Below are 18,959 nucleotides of genomic sequence, written 5' to 3' on the forward strand. Positions count from 1 at the left end.
CTTCGGGCTTGCGCCAGCGCGTCAAGGCGCTCAACGCCTTCATCCACGACATCTACCACGACCAGGCGATCATCGCGGCAGGGCGCATCCCGCGCGAGCAGGTGCTGGGCAATGCGCAATACCGACGCGAGATGCAGGGCGTGAACGTGCCGGGCGACATCTACGCGGCCATCGCCGGCATCGACGTCGTGCGTGCCGGCGCAGGCGAGTTCTACGTGCTGGAAGACAATCTGCGCGTACCGTCCGGCGTGTCGTACATGATCGAAGACCGCAAGATGATGATGCGGCTCTTCCCCGAGCTGTTCGCGCGCTACCGTGTCGCCCCCGTCGAACACTACCCGGACCTGCTGCTGGATACGCTGCGCGCCGTCGCACAGCAGGGGACGCCCGACCCGACGGTAGTCGTGCTCACGCCCGGTTCGTACAACAGCGCGTACTTCGAGCATGCCTTCCTCGCCCAGCAGATGGGTGTGGAGCTTGTCGAAGGTCGCGACCTGTTCGTGCGTGGCGGGCGGGTGTTCATGCGGACCACGCAAGGGCCGCAGCAGGTGGATGTGATCTACCGTCGCATCGACGACGATTTTCTCGATCCCAAGGCGTTCCGCCCCGACTCAATGCTGGGTGTGCCGGGCCTGCTGGACGCGTATCGCGAAGGCGGTGTGACGCTGGCCAACGCCATCGGCACCGGTGTGGCAGACGACAAGTCGATCTATCCGTACGTGCCGGAGATGATCCGCTTCTATCTGGGCGAAGAGCCGCTGCTCAACAACGTGCCCACGTACATGCTGCGCAAGAAGGAAGACCTCGACTACACGCTGGCCCATCTGCCCGAATTGGTCGTCAAGGAAGTCCACGGCGCGGGCGGCTACGGCATGCTGGTGGGCCCAGCGTCGACCCGCGAACAGATCGAAGACTTCCGCAGGCGCATCCTCGCCGCGCCCGACAAGTACATCGCCCAACCGACACTGGCGCTGTCGGCCTGCCCGACCTTCGTCGAGCGAGGCATTGCCCCGCGCCACATCGACCTGCGTCCGTTCGTCCTGTCGGGGCGCGAAGTACGTTTCGTGCCCGGCGGGCTGACCCGGGTCGCCCTCAAGGAGGGCTCCCTGGTGGTGAACTCATCGCAAGGCGGCGGTACCAAGGACACCTGGGTTCTGGAGGGCTGAGGCGATGACCATCGACACCACTGTCACGCAATCGCAGAGTCAGTCCGACGAGGGCGACATCGGCCTGGTCGCCACGCGCCGCGTGGGCGTACGCGCCGGCGTCATGCTCAGCCGCACGGCGGACCACCTGTTCTGGATGTCGCGCTACGTCGAACGCGCCGAGAACATCGCCCGCATGCTGGACGTAAACAACCGCATGTCGCTGTTGCCGCAGAAGACGCAGGACGTCGAACGTCAATGGCGCGCCGCGCTCGATACCATGGGGCTGCTCGAACTGTATCGACTGACCGGCAAGCCGCACCAGCCGTCGGCGGTGATGCACTTCATGGTGCTCGATCGCGACAACCCGTCGAGCATCGTGTCGTGCCTGCGCGCCGCACGCGAGAATGCCCATGCCGTGCGCGGCACGCTCACCTCCGAGTTGTGGGAGACCATCAACGCCACCTGGATTGCCATGCGCAGCTTCACCGCCGCGGGGCTGGAAGGCGATGGCGCTTCCGAATTCTTCGAGTGGGTGAAGTTCCGTTCGCATCTGTCGCGCGGCGTGTCGGTCGGCACCATGATGCGCGACGAAGCGATGCACTTCATGCGGCTGGGCACCTTCCTCGAGCGGGCCGACAGTACGGCGCGCCTGCTCGATGTGAAGTTCCACGAACTGGGGGTGTCGAACCGTCGCGACGAAGCGGCCGAGTACTACCAATGGAGCGCGCTGCTGCATTCGGTGTCAGCCTTCGAGATCTACCGCCGCGTGTATCGCGATGTCATCACGCCGGCGAAGGTGGCGGAACTGCTCGTCCTGCATCGCGACATGCCGCGTTCGCTGGCGCACTGCACCGAAGAGGTCTACGAGTTGCTGCTCAAGGTCGCCAACCAGCGTTCGGCCGAAACGGAGCGGCGGGCGGGCGAACTGGCCGCATCGCTGCGCTTCGGCCGCGTGGACGACGTGTTCGAGGAAGGGCTGCATGAATACCTGACCGGTTTCATCGACAAGGTGGGCGATCTGGGCAACCGCATCTCGAACGATTTTCTCGTACCGCTGACATGAATGCCGCTATGCTGGCTGACGTTGCCCAGCGGATGGAACGAACATGACGTACTGCGTAGGCATGCTCCTGGATACCGGGCTGGTCTTCCTGTCGGACTCGCGCACCAATGCGGGGGTCGATCACATCAGCACGTTCCGCAAGACCTTCATCTTCGAGCGCGAAGACCGTGTGCTGGCGCTGCTGACATCCGGCAATCTCGCCGCCACGCAGGCGCTGGTGTCGGTACTGCGCGGACGCCTGTCCGACGAAACGCAGCCGAACCTGTATTCGGCCGCCAACATGTTCGAGGCGGCGACGGTGGTAGGCGAGACGCTGCGCGAAGTGCACCAGCGCGATGCCGCGGGGCTGGCCGCGTTCAATATCGAGTTCAACGCGGCGCTGATACTTGGCGGGCAGATCAAGGGCGAGCCGCCGCGGCTGTTCATGATCTACGCTGCGGGCAACTTCATCGAGGCCACGCCCGAGACGACGTATTTCCAGGTGGGCGAATCGAAATACGGCAAACCGATCATCGACCGCGTGCTCAAGCGTGACACCTCGCTCGAAGAGGCTGCCAAGCTGGCACTCGTGTCGATGGATTCCACCGTCAAATCCAACCTGTCGGTCGGGCTGCCGCTGGACCTCACGTGCATTCACACCGACGAACTGAAGGTGGCGCTGCATGAGAGCATCGACGCCGACAATCCGTACTTTGCCGCTCTGCGCAACCGGTGGAGTGACGCCCTGCGCACCGCCTTCGCGGCGCTGCCCGATCCCGACTGGCTCAAAGGGCTGTGAGCGAGGCCTGCGCCCTCAATAGAAGAAATTGCGCGGGAGGGGCCGGTACTGGATGGCGACCACGACGCACGCCAGCGCCCAGAAGATCGGGTATTCGGCGCCGCCCTGATTCCACAGCCACACCGTATTCGATGTGAGCCACGTCGCCACGGCTGCCGCGCACAGCGTGGTCACACCCAGCAGGGCGGCACGGCGTACCTGAACGCCAATGATCAGACCGAGTGCGGCCAGCGATTCGAGCGCGATCGCGACATACACGAAGAGATCAGGGTAAGGGATGCCGGCCTTGGCGAAGAAGGCCGTGGCACCTGCGAGGTTCCCCAGCTTGAAGAGAATGTGCGGAATGAAGAACACGCCACACGCGATCCGCAACACCACCAGTGCAGGTGGGACATCGTAGCGACGGCCCCGCATCATCGGACACTCCCGTGGATCGGCCAAGACGGCCGCCGACAGACTACGGGCGTTTTGCGCGGCAAGACTTGTGCGGGGTCATTGCGGACGGTCGCACTACGGTGATTTTCACAGGCGGTTCTCAATACAGGGACTGCGCGAAGCGTTTCTCGGCCAGCAACTTGAGCAACACCTCATAGCGGCGGGCATCGAAGTCGCCGCTGGCGACCGCTGTGCGGATCGCGCAATCGGGCTCGGACTCGTGCCGGCAATCGCGGAAGCGGCAGGTGCCCAGCAGCGGGCGGATTTCGCGAAAGCCTGATTCGATGTCCTCGCGCGACAGATGTGCCAGGCCAAAAGCTTGCAGCCCCGGGCTGTCGATCAAGTCGCCGCCACCGGGCAGGGCATACAGGCGCGCATGCGTGGTGGTGTGTTTGCCGCTGTCCAGAACGTCCGAGATCTCGCGCGTGGCGGCCGCCGCATCGGGGACCAGCGCATTGGTCAGCGTCGACTTGCCCATGCCGGACTGGCCAACCAGCAGGCTCAGTTCGCCGGGCAGGCGGGCGCGCAGTGCCGCCACGTCGCCGTGCGCAGACAACTCGATCACCTCGTAGCCGATGCGTGCGAAGGGCGCGAGCAGTTCGCGCGCGCGCGGCAGGCTGTCGGCCAGATCGCACTTGTTGAGCACGATGCGCAGTGGGATCTCCTGCGACTCGGCCGCGCACGCGCAGCGCGAAATAAGTTCGTCCGAGAAGCTCGGTTCGGTCGCCACCACCACCAGCACTTGCGTGACGTTGGCCGCGATGAGTTTTTCCTTGAAAGCGTCGGCTCGGTAGAGCAGCGAACGACGGGGCAGCAGTTTTTCGATGACGCCCTGGTCGGCCGAAGTGGGCGACACGTCGACACGGTCGCCGCACGCTACCACGCTTTTTTTGGCGCGAGGAAAACACAACAGGCGCGTGCCGTCCTCGAACTGCACCTCGTATTGCCGCCCGAAAGCGGCCATCACCACGCCGGTACGCATCAGCGCTGCAGGTGGGCGATACGGATCGCCGCGGGCGGGTGGGAGTCGTAGAACAGCGAGTGGAGCGGATCGGGCGTCAAGGTCGAGGCGTTGTCACGATAGAGTTTGACCAGTGCCGACACGAGGTCGGCGGCGTTGGCGTGCTGCTTGGCGTAGCTGTCGGCTTCGAACTCGTGCTTGCGCGACCACATGCTGGCCAGTGGCGAGAAGGGGAACAGCACCACCGGCAGCACCAGCGAAAACAGCATCAGCGCCAGCGCATTGCTCTGTGCCGACACGCCGAGCCCTTCGTAGAACCACGGTTGTTCGATCAGATACCCCAGCAGCGCCATGAACGCGAACGAGCCGACGGCCAGCACGGCCAGTCGTTTGATGAGGTGGCGGCGCTTGAAGTGACCAAGCTCGTGTGCGAGCACGGCTTCGATCTCGGTCGGAGCCAGCGCGTTGAGCAAGGTGTCGAAGAACACGATGCGCTTGCCCGCGCCAAAACCGGTGAAGTAAGCATTGCCGTGCGCCGAGCGCTTGGAGCCGTCCATCACGAACAGTCCTTTGGCGCGGAACCCGCAGCGGGCGAGCAGCGCTTCGACGCGCGCCTTGAGCGATTCATCCCGCAGCGGCTCGAACTTGTTGAACAGCGGCGCGATGAAGATCGGGTAGATCACCATGGCGGCGAGGTTCACCGCCAGCCAGAAGGCCCAGGTCCATACCCACCACAGATTGCCGGCGCGGGCCATCAGCCACAGCACGACCCACAGCAGCGGCGCGCCGATGATGATCGCCAGCAGCGTCTGCTTGGCGATATCGGCGGCGAACAGCCGCAGTGTGGTGTGATTGAAACCAAAGCGCGCCTCCAGCCGGAAGGTGCGGAACAGCGTCAGCGGCAGGTCGTAGATGAAGCCGATGGCACCGATCAGGCCGAACAGCAATACGCCGTGCACGAGTCCGGCCGGATCGAACCAGTGGGCGAGCAGATCATGTGCCGCCTGCAGTCCGCCGCCGAGGGTCAGCACCAGCAGCCAGATCGTGCCGAGCGCCAGATCGATCAGGCCGACGCCGGCCTTGGCAACGGTGTAGTCGGCGGCACGCTGGTGGGCGTCCAGTGGGATGTCCGCCGAGAAGGCTGCCGGCACGCGGTCGCGATGGGCCTGCACGTGGCTGGCATGACGCCGGTTGAGCCAGGCGCGCAGCACCACCGAGAGGGTGAGCAGCAGCAGGAAGACGGTCGTCAGTTGGGTGGCGGTCATTGGGGGCGCGGTGGCGGGCTATGGTCGTGCGACAATGCCCGTCAATTTTGATTCGAGGTCGAAAAATTATGGCACAAGACCAGAACCATCTCGTCTGGGTGGATATGGAAATGACCGGGCTGGAGCCCGAGCGCGATCGCATCATCGAGATCGCCATGATCGTGACCAACAGCCGTCTGGAAGTGGTGGCCGAGGCGCCGGTCATCGTCGTGCACCAGCCCGACAGCGTGCTGGACGCGATGGACGAGTGGAACAAGAACACCCACGGCCGCTCGGGCCTGATCGACAAGGTGCGCGCTTCGACCACCGACGAACCCACGGCGGAAGCGCAGCTTCTGGAGTGGATGCGCCAATATGTGCCGGCGCGCACGACCCCGATGTGCGGCAACTCGATCGGGCAGGACCGCCGTTTCATGGTGCGCTACATGCCGCAGCTCGAGGCGTACTTCCACTACCGCAACCTGGATGTTTCCACGCTCAAGGAACTGGCCCGTCGCTGGGCGCCGGCGATGGCTTCGGGCTTCGTCAAGCGCGGTGCGCACACTGCGCTGGCCGATATCCAGGAATCGATCGCCGAACTGGCGTACTACCGCGACAACTTCCTGCGCCTGCCCGGCGCCGGGACCTGAGTCGTCAGTTACCCGACAGGCGGGAAATACCGCGCTCGATGGCCGCGGCGCTCTGCTGCGAGATCTCGCCTTCGATATCCGCTTCCCGCTTGAGCTCCACGGCCAGCGTGCGGTATTGCTCCTGTTGATCGGGCACATCGAAGGTCAGTACACCGTCGGTGACACGGGTGCGGCCGAGGTTGGCTTCGGCCAGATCGAGCATGCGCCCGATGATCTGCTGCACGCGGCGCTGGTTTTCCGAAAACCGCAATTGCATGTCCAGCGAGTCGGCCAGCCGCTGTTGAACCATGCCCATCATGGTGGCGGGCATATGCTGCGCCAGGCTCTGCGTACTTGCCTCCATGTTGGCGAAGAGTTGCTCGTCGCGCTCCGTCAGGCTCGCGCCAAGGCGCGCCAGTTGGCGGCGGCCTTCTGCGATGCCTTCGCTGGTGGTCAGGGATGATGCACTCAGCCACTTGTCGATGGGCGACGCCTCCACCGCCGCGCTGTAGCGCACCTGGATGATCGTCGAGCGCTGGATGAAACCGGCCATGGCGAGCATCAGGTCGCGATATTCGGGCGGCACCGATTCCAGGCCCGCCGTATCGGTGGACAGGCGCACGTCATCGGGCGTCTCGGCCATGCGTCGCACGCGCTCGGCCAGTACTTTGTTGGCCTGCAGCAATTGGGCGTTGAACGAGCGGGCCAGCGAATCGATGACAGCCTTGGTCATCTTGCCCATCCGCTGTTCCCCCACGAGCCTGCCTCCGGGCGTCATCGAGAACGCCCCGATGGCCGGCATGTCCTGCGGCAGCAGGATCGCCTTGGCACCCGCCGGATTTAGCACGCTGGCCTTGATGTACTGACCGGCACGCCGGCCCGTGGGCGTACGCAGGAATTCGGCCAATTGGGCGCTCTCCTGCGGCGTGGCCTCGCGGCTCAGCTCATCGACGAAGGCTGCGCTCACCCGCTCGCGCGGCAATCCCTGCATCCATCGCGCCGTCATGGCGACGAACGCGCCCGAATCCGGGTTGGCTTCGAGCCGCGCCATGGCATACATGAACAGGTCGACGCAGCCGATGCCGTCGACCACGGTCTGCAGGTCGTCGGCGCGCGATGCTGGCGTTGCGGCTTGTGCCGGGGCGGCCAGCACGACAAGCGCGATGGCGGCCGCCTGGATCAAGCAGCGGGCGCGTCGGCTCCTGGTGGTGATGAAACGCATGTGCCGGCTCCTAGTGGCGGGTCGCCGCCAATCGAGCGCGCTCCTGGCGCGCCGCGTAGTGCAGTAGGCGGTTGATGGCGCCCTTGTCCTGCGAGCGGCGCAGGTAGGCTTCGGCCAGCGTGGTCTGGTTGCGCAGCAGGTAGTACTCGCCGACGTAGAAATAGGCTTCGGCCAGCAGCACGTCGAGGTCTTCGCCCTGCGCGTTGGCATACACGCCCTGCATCATCTGATCCGGCGTCTGGGTGCCGTTGAACAACGGGATGACCGGCCCCGGCCAGTCGAGTTGAGCGGGGAGGGGTGCCTTGGTTGCGCGGCCGGCGCGCGTCAGGCTGATGAGTCGCCACACCTCGCCGCGATTGCGCATGTTGGCTTCGGTCGCCAGATCGCGTGAACGTGCGAAGTCATCGGTGGCGTCATCGATCTTGCCGTTCAGATAATTCGCCAACCCACGGCGGTAGAACGAATCGCTATCCGCCAACCCCAGCGCGATGGCGCGCGAGATGTCGTTGACCGAACCGCTGAGGTCGCCTGTAACGATGCCGACGGTTGCGGCGCATTTGACGATGCCAGCGTCATCCGGCAGACGCTTGCGGGCGGCGGCAACATCGGCCAGCGCTTCGTCGGCACGGTCGAGGAAAGCATATGCCATGGCCCGTTCGCAGTAGGCGCGCGCCTGGTCCGAGTTGCCCAGCACACGGGCGGCGAGCGAATCGCTCGTCCCCTTGATGATGCGTTCGAGTTGCTCGCGCGCGGCTTCCTGATAGGCAACACCGCCCGCAGCGGACGCGTTTGCCGTCTTGATGTCCGCAGCGCCGAAGTCAAAGGCGCCCCCGGCCAGTTCATTGACCTTGCGGATGTCGGCGAGGAAGGCCGGCGTGTCGGCGGCCGCGATGCGGTCGGCACGCACTTCGAGTTCGACGCTCGCCTGAGCCTGTCTGCCGCGCTGCGTCGCCTGGTAGTTCGCCACGAAGGCCGGATTGCTGACGCTGCGTTCGGCCGGGCGGCGAAGAGTGTCGACGTTGGCGGGCAGATCGAGCGTGAATTCGTAGCGGATCACCGAAGGAAAGCTCGGGATCGCCAGCGGGAAGGTGCGGCGGCCGGAACTCGGCACATAGAACGTGTCGCGCAGGTTGCTGGCCTGGTAGGGCGCATACCAGCGGTCGCCCTCTTTTTCGAAGAAGTTCTCGATGCGGTAGTCCAGTTCGACACGGGCGATGTTCAGGGCTGCATCGTCCTTGACCTCCGGTGCGCGCAGCAATTGTGTCCTGGGGTAGCGGCGATCGAGCCCGCCTTCGTAGAACTTGCGCCACTGCTCGGGCGTGACCGAGGTCATCGCGCGGCGCAGTGATTCAGCCCCGAGGCCCGCAAAACTCAGCGTCACATGCATCGTCACCGGCTTGTCGAAGGCTTCGGCGGTCACGCGCTCGGCGCGCACTTCGGTCATCAGCGTCCGATTGGCGCGTGCCGTTCTGCGCAGCTTCGATTCGCCGCCGGCGATCACCAGCACCTGCGTGTCAGGATGCGCTTCGCCGATGCGTGCCAGCGGGCTGATTTGCGCGCGCAGCGTCGGATCGAGGTAGTACTCCTGGCCCGAGGGCAGACGCACGCGGACGATGACGTGATCGAAGTCGAGCGGACTCGGCAGCATCTGATCGAGATTGCGGCGGTTCTGCGTCGCCAGCAGCACGGGGCTGGCGTCGATACCCATCTGGCGCAGCATCGAGACGAGCAGCAGCGACTTGTCTTTGCAGTCGCCGTAGCGGCGCGAGAGGACTTCATGCGGCGCAAAGGGGCGATGCGAGTTCTCGCCGAAGGGCAGGGCCAGGTAGCGGATGTCGTTCTGCACGAAATCCAGCGCGGCCATGACCTTGCCTTCTGCGGTCGGGGCCTGTCGCGCCTTCTGCAGGATGCGGTCGAATTCGGCGTCTGCCGGTGCGGGCGTGAACAGACCGCGCGCCCAATCCACCACCTGCGACCATTCGCTGAATTCCGAAAATTGCAGGTAGCGCAGCGCTTCGACATCGCCCGGCATGTATTCGTCGATGTTGACCGGTGGAAGGTCTGCGGCTTCGAAACGCAGTGTGCGGCGTCCGGCGCTGGTGCTTTCACGTGGCTGAATCTGCGCGCCGCCATCGGGCGCGATCAGCTTGTAGCGCAGTTTGCGCTCTGCCGGCATGTCGATGCTGACGACCCGGCGCACGACCGGAATGGCGGCGTCCCACTCGGCGGATTCAAATACCTTGCCGCCGAAGACGGGGTTCTCGCCAATCAGGCTATAGGCAATGTCGAGCGTGTCGCCCACGCGTATGTCATCGCTCAGCACCACCGCCGACACCCAGCCGCTGACGATGCTGTTGTCCGCCTCCTGTTGTGGGCGGACAAAACGCACCTGCACGGTGGCGAGTTTGTCGATGGACTGCCCGCTGCGGATGATGGTGAGCCGGTGCAGGACCAGTTGCTGATAGTCCGGCTGGAAGGCAATCGAATACTGGCCGAGGTAGCCGAGCGCGGACGCGTCATTGACCTGCCACGCCCGGTGCACGAGTGTCTGCGGGCGATCCATGCCGTAGCGGAATTGCGTATGCCCGAGCCGCATGATCAGCGCGCTGGACGATGTCGGCGCCACCGGTGCGTCGATCCACTCGCCCCACGGCGGCAGTTGCGCCGAGCGGGCAAAGGCCTGTTCCGGAATGGACACCGTCTGCATGACGGGCGCGGCGGCGTCCTGCGCGTTCGCCGACAGGCTGAAGACGATCGTCAGCCAGGCGAGCGCCACGCTCGCGGCCCTGGTGCTGAATTTCATGCTATCCCCGGTGTGTGTATGCGACTTCAGCCTGCTCAGACAGGTCTGATGCCGATTTTACCGGGTTTGCGTCGCTGCCCGGCAATGGACTGCCGGGCGGGGATTGAAGATTCTTCTCAGCCGCGCAGGCGGACGTTGAGTTGGTCGACCACTTCGGCCCAGTCCGCGTCGAGCAGGATTTCTTCGCGCAGCAATGCCGATTGCGCCGGAGTCCAGCAAGCGGCCTCGTGCAGCGCGATGCTGTCGGGCAACGGACGATGCGACGCGATGAAGGCGTCGATCGATGCGTTGTCGGTGGGCAGCCCAAGTTGGGCGAAGAGATTGTTCAGTGAATGCTGGGGCGCTTCCATCGGAAACCTCGCGGATGTCGGGAAAGAGTGGCGCTGTGTCACGCTGGGGCTCATCCGCGGCAACGATACCGCGAACGAGCCCTCTGCCCGCAATATTACTGCCCGCAGGTCGTTTGCGCTCGAGCGCGCCACCGGCTTCGGGCCACGTCGCCTTGCCTTCGGACGCCGTCACGCGCAGGCCATGCCCAGCCACGGCGGCGTTGCGGATGTGCATGCCGCGTGTAGCCTTGATCGATACGTCGTTGAACACCACGTGGGTGAAAGGCTTCTCTGGCGTGCCGACGATATAGGCCACCTGCGTGAATGCGCCGGTCGAGGTCAGTTTTTCGAAGCGAATGTCATCGAAGTAGGGCGTCTTGGTTTCGTTGTACGCCTGCACTGGATCGGCGTCACTCGGGTAGATCTGATTGCCGAGCACGAAGTCGCCCTTGAATTCGCCTTTCCGCAGGGTCCATTGCGCGCGGGGCGCACAACGGGGCGCACTCTACTCGCATGCCAGGCCAGGGGGCTGACTGCAAATACCCGCTACGCGCACCGACGTTGCCGGTGGCATGCGCTTTGCCATAATGAATTCGAGACCCTTCACGGAGCGCGCGATGAATCGTACGACGGCCCGGGTGATAGTGCTGATTCTCGTCATGGGTGCCGAAGCCTGGTTGCTGTGGCCGGGCTCCGCGTGGCGCTTCGAGTGGTTGCCGTTCGTGGCCCTCGTCATTGCGCTGGCGATATGGGCCGCGCTCGAGCAATACGCCGAGCACGTAGGGCGTCGTCATGTCGAGCGGGTCAGGGGAGAACGCGACGCACTCATAGTCGATCAGGTCGAGGCGGTCATGCCCGATGCGAGCGTCGTGCAGTTCTTGTCGGACCATGACTTCATCGCGCCATTCGACAAGGCCAAAGTCGATCCGCTCTTTTATATGGTCCGCGCGTGGCGCACCCTTGCGCCCGAGTTCCTGAATGAAGCGCTCGCCCAGGCGGCGACGAACCTGGACGCTGCGGCGACCGATCTGGTCTTGCGTATCGGCCAGTACACGCATCCTTTGCCCAATGGATTTCTTGGCGTCAAGCCGGCGGAACAACAGGGCGAAGCGGCGTCGGAAAAGGTGCGCACCGAGGCGCGCCACCTGAACGAATCAGCCAATGCGTTCGTACGGACGTACGAGCGGTTTGTGGAAGTGGCACGGCGGGGGCCCGCGGCGCGCGTGGCCGAGTGATCCGATCCGGCCACGGCGCTGTGGGTGTGTTGCCTTGGGTCGGCTATTTCTTCTCTCGGTTCTTGCCGACCTGGTTGCCGATGACGCCGCCAACGGCAGCGCCGCCCAGTGTGCCGGCGGCGCCGCCGTTGTCGATGATGGCGCCGGCTGCGCCACCGACTGCTGCGCCAACGGCGGTGTCGCGTTCACGCGGGGTCATGTTCGAACAAGCCGCCAGGCCGATGCTCAATACCGCTGCCGACATGGCCGCAGCGAGGGGTCCGGAGCGTTTCATGATGTTCTCCTCCATGCGTTGGAACGGGGCGCAAGTCGTCCGACACCCCTGTACCGGTTCATCCGCAAGCTTCGCTCCCGCTACACCACAGCACGGAAAACACCCGGGGAGCCGAAGGAATCCTTACCTGCCGCAAGACCGACGACCCATGTCGTGGTTACAATCGCGCCCGCACGTTGCCCGCCACGGCCTTGCTGCAATGCGGCATCCCGTGGCATGCCGATTCACCCTGTTCCACACCCACCAAGGGGCTCATTACATGCTGGAATCCTTCTTCAAGCTCAAGGAGCACGGCACCAACGTCAGGACCGAGGTCATCGCCGGCCTCACTACTTTCCTGACGATGGCGTACATCCTGTTCGTCAACCCAACGCTGCTGTCGCAGACCGGCATGGACCACAACTCGGTGTTCGTGGCGACCTGTCTGGCTGCGGCCATTGGCACGCTGGTGATGGCGCTGGCCGCCAATTACCCGGTCGGCATGGCGCCCGGCATGGGGTTGAACGCCTTCTTTACGTTCGCCGTGGTCAAGACCATGGGCTATTCGTGGGAAGCCGCGCTCGGCGCTGTGTTCATTTCGGGCTGCATCTTTCTGGCCATCACCATCCTCGGCCTGCGCGCCTGGCTGATCGCCGGCATTCCGCACACGCTGCGTTGCTCGATCACGGCGGGTATCGGTCTGTTCCTGGCGATCATCGCGCTGTCCAATGCCGGCATCATCGTCGATCACCCCGCCACGCTGGTCACGCTCGGTGACCTGCATAAGCCCGCCGCGCTGCTGACGGTGCTGGGTTTCTTCATCATTGGTGTGCTCGATGCGCTGCGCGTGCGCGGCGCAATCCTGATTGGCATTCTGGCGGTGACGGTGATCGGCACGCTGCTCGGTTTCAACGAGATCAAGGGCGTGTTCTCTGCGCCGCCGTCGATCGCGCCGACCTTCTTCAAGCTCGATCTGGCCGGCGCTCTGCAAGGTGGCTTTGTCGCCGTGGTGCTGACCATGGTTCTGGTCGAAGTGTTCGACGCCACCGGCACGCTGATGGGCGTGGCCAAGCGCGCCGGCCTGCTGCGCGAAGACGCGCCGGGCAATCCGCAGAAGCGTCTGGGCCGCGCCCTGTTCGCGGACAGCATCGCCATTCTTGCGGGCTCACTGTTGGGCACCAGCTCGACGACCGCCTACGTCGAAAGCGCTTCGGGCGTCCAGGCCGGTGGGCGTACCGGCCTGACCGCGCTGGTCGTGGCGGTGTTGTTCGTCCTGTCCCTGTTCATTGCGCCGCTGGCGACTTCGGTCCCGGCCTACGCTACCGCGCCGGCACTGCTGTACGTGGCTGGCGTGATGATGCGCGAATTGGTCGAAGTGAACTGGGACGATGTGACCGAAGCGGCGCCCGCCGCGCTGACCGCGCTGGCAATGCCGTTCACGTACTCGATCGCCAATGGCCTGGCCTTCGGCTTCATCAGCTACAGCGTGCTCAAGCTGTGCACCGGCCGCGGTCGCGAAGTGCATCCGGCTGCGTGGGTAATCTCGGTGCTGTTCATCATCAAGTACACCTTCTTCCCGGGCTGATCGGGCAAGTCGGCAAAAAAAGGGGCATCCCTCGGGATGCCCTTTTTCGTTGACGCCGCCGCTTCAATTGCGGGCGAGGCTGCGCACGTCGTTGTAGACCAGGCAGCGCCCGTAGCGGTCCCACGAAGGTTCGTGGTTGTCATCGCGGAACGCATCGCCCAGCGAAGCGTTGGCGCGTACATCGCTCGGCTTGCAGTTGGCCGCGTCGTCCGGCGCCACGCTGTAGCCATATTGATTGCCGGCGAAGGTGTTGGACTGAAAGCGGTTGTTGGAGCTCATGCTGTTGTCCCAGCAGCGCACCGGATCGCGCGTGCGGATGGAACAGGTGATGAAAACGCCCGAGCCCCCGTTGTGCAGGAAGGTGTTGCCGCTGACTTCATTGCGGTACGCGTCGGCCAGGTAGATGCCGTGCGAACCGTTGTTGCGCAGGACGTTGTCGCGGATCTCGCTGTCCTGCAGGTTTTCGGTGGTGATTCCGGCCGCGTGATTGCCGGCCAGCGTGTTGCCGATCACTTGGGTGCGCAGTGCACGGTTGAGCGAAATTCCATCCCAGATCGCGCCGTACACCGTGTTGCCCTGGATGAGGACGTTGGCGCTGCTGTATTCGGTGAGGATGCCGGCGCTGCGGCAATTGTTGACCGTCAGCTCGCGGATGATGATGTCCTGCCCCGAACGGACCGTCACCCCGCTATTGGTGAGATAGGCGTATTGCGGATCGAATTCGCCACCCTGGTCGCCATTGCCTTCGAGCAGCATGCGCTCGATGGTCACGTGACGCGTCACGTGTGCGGGTTGTGCCTGTCGGTAGTCGCCCACCAGCAACACCGAGCTCTGCACGCCGGGCGCCAGGCGCACGATGGTCTCCACGCCTTCGCCGCGCAGGGTGGTGTTGTCGCGTTCGATGGCTACAAACCGCTGCACGCTGTACTCGCCGCGCGACAAACATACGACGGCGCGCGAGCCATCCCTGGGCAAGCCGTCGATGGCGGCCTGGATGTCGGCGCCTGGCGCGACGTTTACCGTGCAGTCGGTCGTCGGCGCGGCGGTGGGCGCCGCAGGCTTGGAGGTACTTTTGATGGGGCGAGCGGCGGCGGACACGGCCACGGCCGCAAGAAGACAGGGCAGAGCAAGCGACAGGATTTTCTTTTTCATCGTTCTACAGTGTTGCGCGGCGCTCGAAAGTCGCGCCGTGCCGTGCGGCAAAGTCTCAACTGGCGGCAAGGCCGGATTGGGCCCGCTGCAGCCATTCGCGATTCACATTGCGTGCATAGCTGGGCCAGAAACGCGAATCCTTGATGATCTCCTCATACAGCGCGCGCGCGCGGTCGTTGTCCGCGGCGCTGCCCTGCGTGCGCAACCAATCGGCGTAACGGCACTTGGGCTCCGGATCGGCGGCGACCACCAATGCGGCTTCGAAGGCCGCACGCGTACCGGCGGCGTTCGTGCTGGCAAGGGCCTGCGCGTAGCGCAGGGCGGGGTCAGGCTGACGACGCGTTTCCGGGTGCGCGCTGAACAGGCGTTCGAGCGTGGCGACGCACTCGGCGGGCAGGCCGCATTCGAGCTGTACCCGGGACAGACCTTGAAGCAGGGCCGGATCGTCGGCGAACGGGCCGGTCGCGGCCTCGCGATAGATGGTCAGTGCCTCTTTCGGCTGGCCTGCGTCGGCCAGCGCGGCGGCGAGCTTCATGCGATTGCCGACCGTGGGCGTCTGTTCGACGGCTGCGCGGGCCTCGCGCAGATTGCGCGCAGGGCTGACGGCCTGGTTGATGGCGCGGCGTACGGCGTAGGCCCCCCTGCTGCCGCGCAGCTCCGGCAGGTAGATCGCAAAGAAGTACACGATGCTCCCCAGTAGCGGGAACATGAACAAAATGAACACCCAGTACATGTTCTGCCGGCTGCGTACGGCATGAATGCCGAAGTACAGGGCGATGAGGATGTGCAAGCCAATACCGAAAATTGGCATGGTGGCCAGGTTGGCAAGAAGATTCAGGAGCGACATAGTATCGGCAATGACTCAGGGAAATCCCTCGTGTTCCCGCAAGACATGGAAACTCTTTGTAAGTTAAGCAGAAGCCGCGCCACGCCTCGTTTCCCGGGCAACGGATGCTTTGTCACGATATGTGACGAAGGACACTTGCGTGATGTCTCGCAAATGGGCATTATATTCGCTGGGAATCCGGGTTAAGTGTGTCTCTCCATACTGTTCCCAACGGTACGTCGGTTAGTCATCTAGCAGATCTTGATTCTCCAACCGCAGGATTTTCCTGCAAATCGTTTTAATTCAAATTTTCAGGACGCTATTATGGCAACTGGTACTGTCAAGTGGTTCAACGACGCCAAGGGTTTCGGTTTCATTACTCCGGACGGCGGCGGTGAAGACCTCTTCGCTCACTTCTCCGCAATCCAATCGCAAGGTTTCAAGTCGCTGCAAGAAAACCAGCGCGTGACCTTCGATGTGACGACCGGCCCGAAGGGCAAGCAAGCTTCGAACATTCGCCCCGAGTAATCAGGCGTAGTGTGCGAAAAAAGCCCGGCCGCGCCGGGCTTTTTTTCTTCCGGGCCGACGTCACATAGTGGACGGTACGACCCGACAGTGCCTCGTGACGAGGACCCCGCCCGTCCGTTTCTGGACCCGCACGCGCCCCCGCCCCAAGCATTTTTATCCCGGCCATTGCCGGCAGGACCGATCAGGCGGCTATACTCTCGCGCCTGCTGTCCATACTGCATCCCGCCGAGCGGGACCAAAGGAACCAACTATCTATGGCAAAAGAAGAAGTCATTGAACTGAGTGGCGTTGTAAACGAAGTACTCCCCGACACGCGTTTTCGCGTAACGCTCGACAACGGCATCGAGGTGATCGCCTACGTTGCGGGCAAGATGCGCCAGCACCGCATCCGTATCCTCGCCGGCGACAAGGTCGACCTGGAAATGTCGCCCTACGACCTGAGCAAGGCTCGCATCACGTTCCGTCACATCGAGTCCCGCGGCCCCGCTCCGACCGGCCAGCGCAAGGGCAACTTCCGCCGTCGCTAAGACGTATCCCCGGCCCGATCGCGTGATGTAACCGCTACGGCGGCGCACACGGCGACGCCATCTGGCCGAGGTCCATTCAGGCAGACGTATCTCCCGCTCCAGCGGGGTTTCAGGCATCGCCCGGGCGGCGAGGCTTTGTCACATCTGCAGGATCAGTCGCCGATCCGCGCAAAGCGGGGTTGCCGCTGGCCCTGCACTTCAATCTCTTCCACGAACATCGCCCACGGGCGCACCCACCAGCCGCTGTCGTTGTACAGCGGTCGATAGACCACCATGGGTTCGAGCGTCTCGGAATGGCGGGCGACACTGACCACTTCGTATTCGCCGCCCTTGTAGTGCCGGTAACGGCCCGGCGACAGATCGGGCAGGGCGGGCAGCTTGTCGTTGCTCATCGGGACTCCTTCAGTCAGACGAGCGATGATGCCAGTCCGACCGTTGCGGGTCGACGCCGACGCGCTATCGGCACCATGCATGTCAGCACGGGACATCCGGCCTAGAATGGCAGCTCGCTCCGACCCATAACAAACATGAACGCCCCCGACCTGCCATTGCGCCCGCTCGACGCATTCGAGTTCGACGATCTTTTCGTCCGGTCCCTCTCCGCCGACCCCGATACGCGCAACATCTCCCGACCGGCACCCCGCGCGGTGTATTCGCGCGTCGAGCCGACGGCCGCCAGCACGCCGCGTCTGCTGGCGTGGTCGGACGTGCTGGCGCGCTCGCTGGGTGTTGCACGACCGGCCGAGACCGGGTTGGTCGCCGACGTCCTGGCCGGTTCGCGCGTGCTGCCGGGCATGAAACCGTATGCCGCGCGTTACGGCGGTCACCAGTTCGGCAATTGGGCTGGGCAGTTGGGCGATGGTCGTGCGATTACGCTCGGCGAAATCATTGACCGGAACGGACTGCGGCAGGAACTGCAACTCAAGGGGGCCGGCAAGACACCGTACTCACGCCACGCCGATGGCCGTGCCGTGCTGCGCTCGTCGATCCGCGAGTTCCTGTGCAGCGAGGCCATGTTCCATCTTGGCGTCCCGACCACACGCGCGCTCAGTCTCGTGACAACCGGCGATGGCGTGGTACGCGACATGTTCTATGACGGACGCCCGGCGACCGAGCCCGGCGCCGTCGTCTGTCGCGTGGCGCCCAGTTTCGTGCGCTTCGGCAACTTCGAAATCTTCGCCGCCGAAGACGAGGCGGACAACATGCGGGCGTTGGCCGACTGGGTGATCCGCCATCACTATCCGACGCTCGGTGAACCAGGCCCGGAAACCTACCCCGCGTGGTTTGCCGAAGTCTGCCGACGCACTGCTGTGATGGTGGCGCACTGGATGCGCGTCGGCTTCGTGCATGGCGTGATGAACACCGACAACATGTCGATCCTCGGCCTGACCATCGACTATGGTCCGTATGGCTGGCTGGAAGGCTTCGATCCGGGCTGGACGCCGAACACCACGGATGCGCAGGGACGTCGCTACGCGTACGGCCAGCAGCCGCAGATCGCCTACTGGAACCTCACCCGGCTGGCGGGCGCGCTCACCATGCTGATCGAGAACGAAGCCGATCTGCATGCCGGGCTCGAGCTTTATCGAGAGACATTCGAGCAGACCTGGTCGGCCATGCTGGCCGACAAGCTCGGTCTGCACGCCGACACCGTGATGGACGGCTCTCTGGTCAGCGATCTTTTCTCTATCCTGCAGGCCGAAGAAACCGACATGACGATCTTCTTCCGCCGGCTGGCCGATATCGACTGTAGCGAGAAGGCCGACAAAGATGCCCGCATCCTTGTCCTGCGCGAGGCGTTCTACGATTCCTCCGCGCTGGACGGCGCCCATCTTCTGCGGCTCGCAGGCTGGCTCGACCAGTACGCCGCCTGGGTGCGCGCACAGGCTGAGGAGCCCGCAGCCCGAGTCACTCGCATGCATGCGGCCAATCCCAAGTACGTGCTTCGCAACTGGATGGCGCAACAGGCCATCGACGCGGCCACGGCGGGGGACGCATCGCAGATCGAACGCCTGCTGACCGTCCTGCAACGGGCTTATGACGAGCAGCCCGACAACGAGGATCTATTCGCCCGACGCCCAGAATGGGCGCGCAATCGTCCGGGCTGCTCGGCTCTTTCGTGCAGCTCGTAATGTCAAGCGGGTTTGTTTTTGCGGGGGTCGAAATATCAGGCAATAAATCGGTATAGTCAGACATCTTTTTTCCGGGTGACGCGCAGCCAGTGCGTCGTTGCCTGCTTCG

19 protein-coding genes are annotated in these 18,959 nt (G+C 64.1%); 9 read left to right on the plus strand and 10 right to left on the minus strand.

Annotation, left to right across the window (positions count from 1 at the left end; translation table 11 throughout):
• From ACDA63_RS01450 to ACDA63_RS01460, 3 genes are all read left to right on the plus strand, one after another.
• A partial coding sequence (locus ACDA63_RS01450; RefSeq protein WP_373661383.1) for a circularly permuted type 2 ATP-grasp protein occupies positions 1–1,166 on the plus strand: 1,166 nt, incomplete at its 5' end.
• 103 nt (positions 1,167–1,269) lie between these two features.
• The gene (locus tag ACDA63_RS01455) at positions 1,270–2,211 is read left to right on the plus strand and encodes an alpha-E domain-containing protein (protein ID WP_373661630.1); all 942 of its coding nucleotides are present in this window, start codon (positions 1,270–1,272) and stop codon (positions 2,209–2,211) included.
• Positions 2,212–2,254: 43 nt separating this feature from the next.
• Complete coding sequence (locus ACDA63_RS01460) at positions 2,255–2,989, plus strand: peptidase (protein WP_373661384.1); 735 nt, start codon at positions 2,255–2,257, stop codon at positions 2,987–2,989.
• A gap of 15 nt (positions 2,990–3,004) precedes the next feature.
• Here the strand turns inward: ACDA63_RS01460 and ACDA63_RS01465 are convergent, their stop codons facing one another.
• From ACDA63_RS01465 to ACDA63_RS01475, 3 genes are all read right to left on the minus strand, one after another.
• Positions 3,005–3,406 carry a DoxX family protein gene (locus ACDA63_RS01465; protein ID WP_373661385.1) on the minus strand — a complete coding sequence of 134 codons (402 nt, stop codon included), beginning with the start codon at positions 3,404–3,406 and terminating at the stop codon, positions 3,005–3,007.
• A gap of 118 nt (positions 3,407–3,524) precedes the next feature.
• On the minus strand, positions 3,525–4,406 hold the full coding sequence (gene rsgA, locus ACDA63_RS01470; RefSeq protein WP_373661386.1) for a ribosome small subunit-dependent GTPase A: 882 nt from the start codon (positions 4,404–4,406) through the stop codon (positions 3,525–3,527).
• Positions 4,406–5,650, minus strand: a complete 1,245-nt coding sequence (locus ACDA63_RS01475; protein ID WP_373661387.1) for a M48 family metallopeptidase — start codon at positions 5,648–5,650, stop codon at positions 4,406–4,408. Before ACDA63_RS01475 ends, rsgA begins: the two co-directional genes overlap by 1 nt.
• Before the next feature lie 68 nt (positions 5,651–5,718).
• Between ACDA63_RS01475 and orn the strand changes: the two genes are divergently transcribed.
• Positions 5,719–6,279 (plus strand): oligoribonuclease, encoded by a 561-nt coding sequence (orn, locus tag ACDA63_RS01480; protein ID WP_373661388.1) that lies wholly within the window; start codon positions 5,719–5,721, stop codon positions 6,277–6,279.
• Positions 6,280–6,283: 4 nt separating this feature from the next.
• Here the strand turns inward: orn and ACDA63_RS01485 are convergent, their stop codons facing one another.
• From ACDA63_RS01485 to ACDA63_RS01495, 3 genes are all read right to left on the minus strand, one after another.
• Positions 6,284–7,480, minus strand: a complete 1,197-nt coding sequence (locus ACDA63_RS01485; protein ID WP_373661389.1) for a hypothetical protein — start codon at positions 7,478–7,480, stop codon at positions 6,284–6,286.
• A gap of 10 nt (positions 7,481–7,490) precedes the next feature.
• Entirely contained in the window at positions 7,491–10,283 is a 2,793-nt protein-coding gene (locus ACDA63_RS01490) for a DUF3857 domain-containing protein (protein ID WP_373661390.1), read from the minus strand.
• 116 nt (positions 10,284–10,399) lie between these two features.
• Entirely contained in the window at positions 10,400–10,633 is a 234-nt protein-coding gene (locus ACDA63_RS01495; RefSeq protein WP_373661391.1) for a DUF2789 domain-containing protein, read from the minus strand.
• Positions 10,634–11,229: 596 nt separating this feature from the next.
• Between ACDA63_RS01495 and ACDA63_RS01500 the strand changes: the two genes are divergently transcribed.
• Complete coding sequence (locus ACDA63_RS01500) at positions 11,230–11,847, plus strand: hypothetical protein (protein WP_373661392.1); 618 nt, start codon at positions 11,230–11,232, stop codon at positions 11,845–11,847.
• A 43-nt stretch (positions 11,848–11,890) separates the two neighbouring features.
• On the opposite strand, the gene ACDA63_RS01505 is transcribed toward ACDA63_RS01500, so the two are convergent.
• Positions 11,891–12,121 (minus strand): glycine zipper 2TM domain-containing protein, encoded by a 231-nt coding sequence (locus ACDA63_RS01505; RefSeq protein WP_373661393.1) that lies wholly within the window; start codon positions 12,119–12,121, stop codon positions 11,891–11,893.
• Between the two features lie 259 nt (positions 12,122–12,380).
• On the opposite strand from ACDA63_RS01505, the gene ACDA63_RS01510 reads away from it, so the two are divergent.
• Positions 12,381–13,685: an NCS2 family permease gene (locus ACDA63_RS01510; protein ID WP_373661394.1), complete on the plus strand. Its 1,305-nt coding sequence runs from the start codon at positions 12,381–12,383 to the stop codon at positions 13,683–13,685.
• Positions 13,686–13,748: 63 nt separating this feature from the next.
• On the opposite strand, the gene ACDA63_RS01515 is transcribed toward ACDA63_RS01510, so the two are convergent.
• Positions 13,749–14,837 (minus strand): nitrous oxide reductase family maturation protein NosD, encoded by a 1,089-nt coding sequence (locus ACDA63_RS01515; protein WP_373661395.1) that lies wholly within the window; start codon positions 14,835–14,837, stop codon positions 13,749–13,751.
• Positions 14,838–14,892: 55 nt separating this feature from the next.
• Complete coding sequence (locus ACDA63_RS01520; protein WP_373661396.1) at positions 14,893–15,684, minus strand: tetratricopeptide repeat protein; 792 nt, start codon at positions 15,682–15,684, stop codon at positions 14,893–14,895.
• Positions 15,685–15,987: 303 nt separating this feature from the next.
• On the opposite strand from ACDA63_RS01520, the gene ACDA63_RS01525 reads away from it, so the two are divergent.
• On the plus strand, positions 15,988–16,191 hold the full coding sequence (locus ACDA63_RS01525; RefSeq protein WP_373661397.1) for a cold-shock protein: 204 nt from the start codon (positions 15,988–15,990) through the stop codon (positions 16,189–16,191).
• 254 nt (positions 16,192–16,445) lie between these two features.
• Positions 16,446–16,718 carry a translation initiation factor IF-1 gene (gene infA / locus ACDA63_RS01530; protein WP_373661398.1) on the plus strand — a complete coding sequence of 91 codons (273 nt, stop codon included), beginning with the start codon at positions 16,446–16,448 and terminating at the stop codon, positions 16,716–16,718.
• A 152-nt stretch (positions 16,719–16,870) separates the two neighbouring features.
• Here the strand turns inward: infA and ACDA63_RS01535 are convergent, their stop codons facing one another.
• Entirely contained in the window at positions 16,871–17,110 is a 240-nt protein-coding gene (locus tag ACDA63_RS01535; protein ID WP_373661399.1) for a DUF1653 domain-containing protein, read from the minus strand.
• 135 nt (positions 17,111–17,245) lie between these two features.
• Here ACDA63_RS01535 and ACDA63_RS01540 point away from each other — a divergent pair, with 135 nt between their 5' ends.
• Positions 17,246–18,850: a YdiU family protein gene (locus tag ACDA63_RS01540; protein WP_373661400.1), complete on the plus strand. Its 1,605-nt coding sequence runs from the start codon at positions 17,246–17,248 to the stop codon at positions 18,848–18,850.
• Positions 18,851–18,959: the final 109 nt, after the last annotated feature.

It is taken from the genome of Uliginosibacterium sp. sgz301328, assembly GCF_041807905.1.
In the GTDB taxonomy this organism is placed as follows: domain Bacteria; phylum Pseudomonadota; class Gammaproteobacteria; order Burkholderiales; family Rhodocyclaceae; genus JBGVSA01.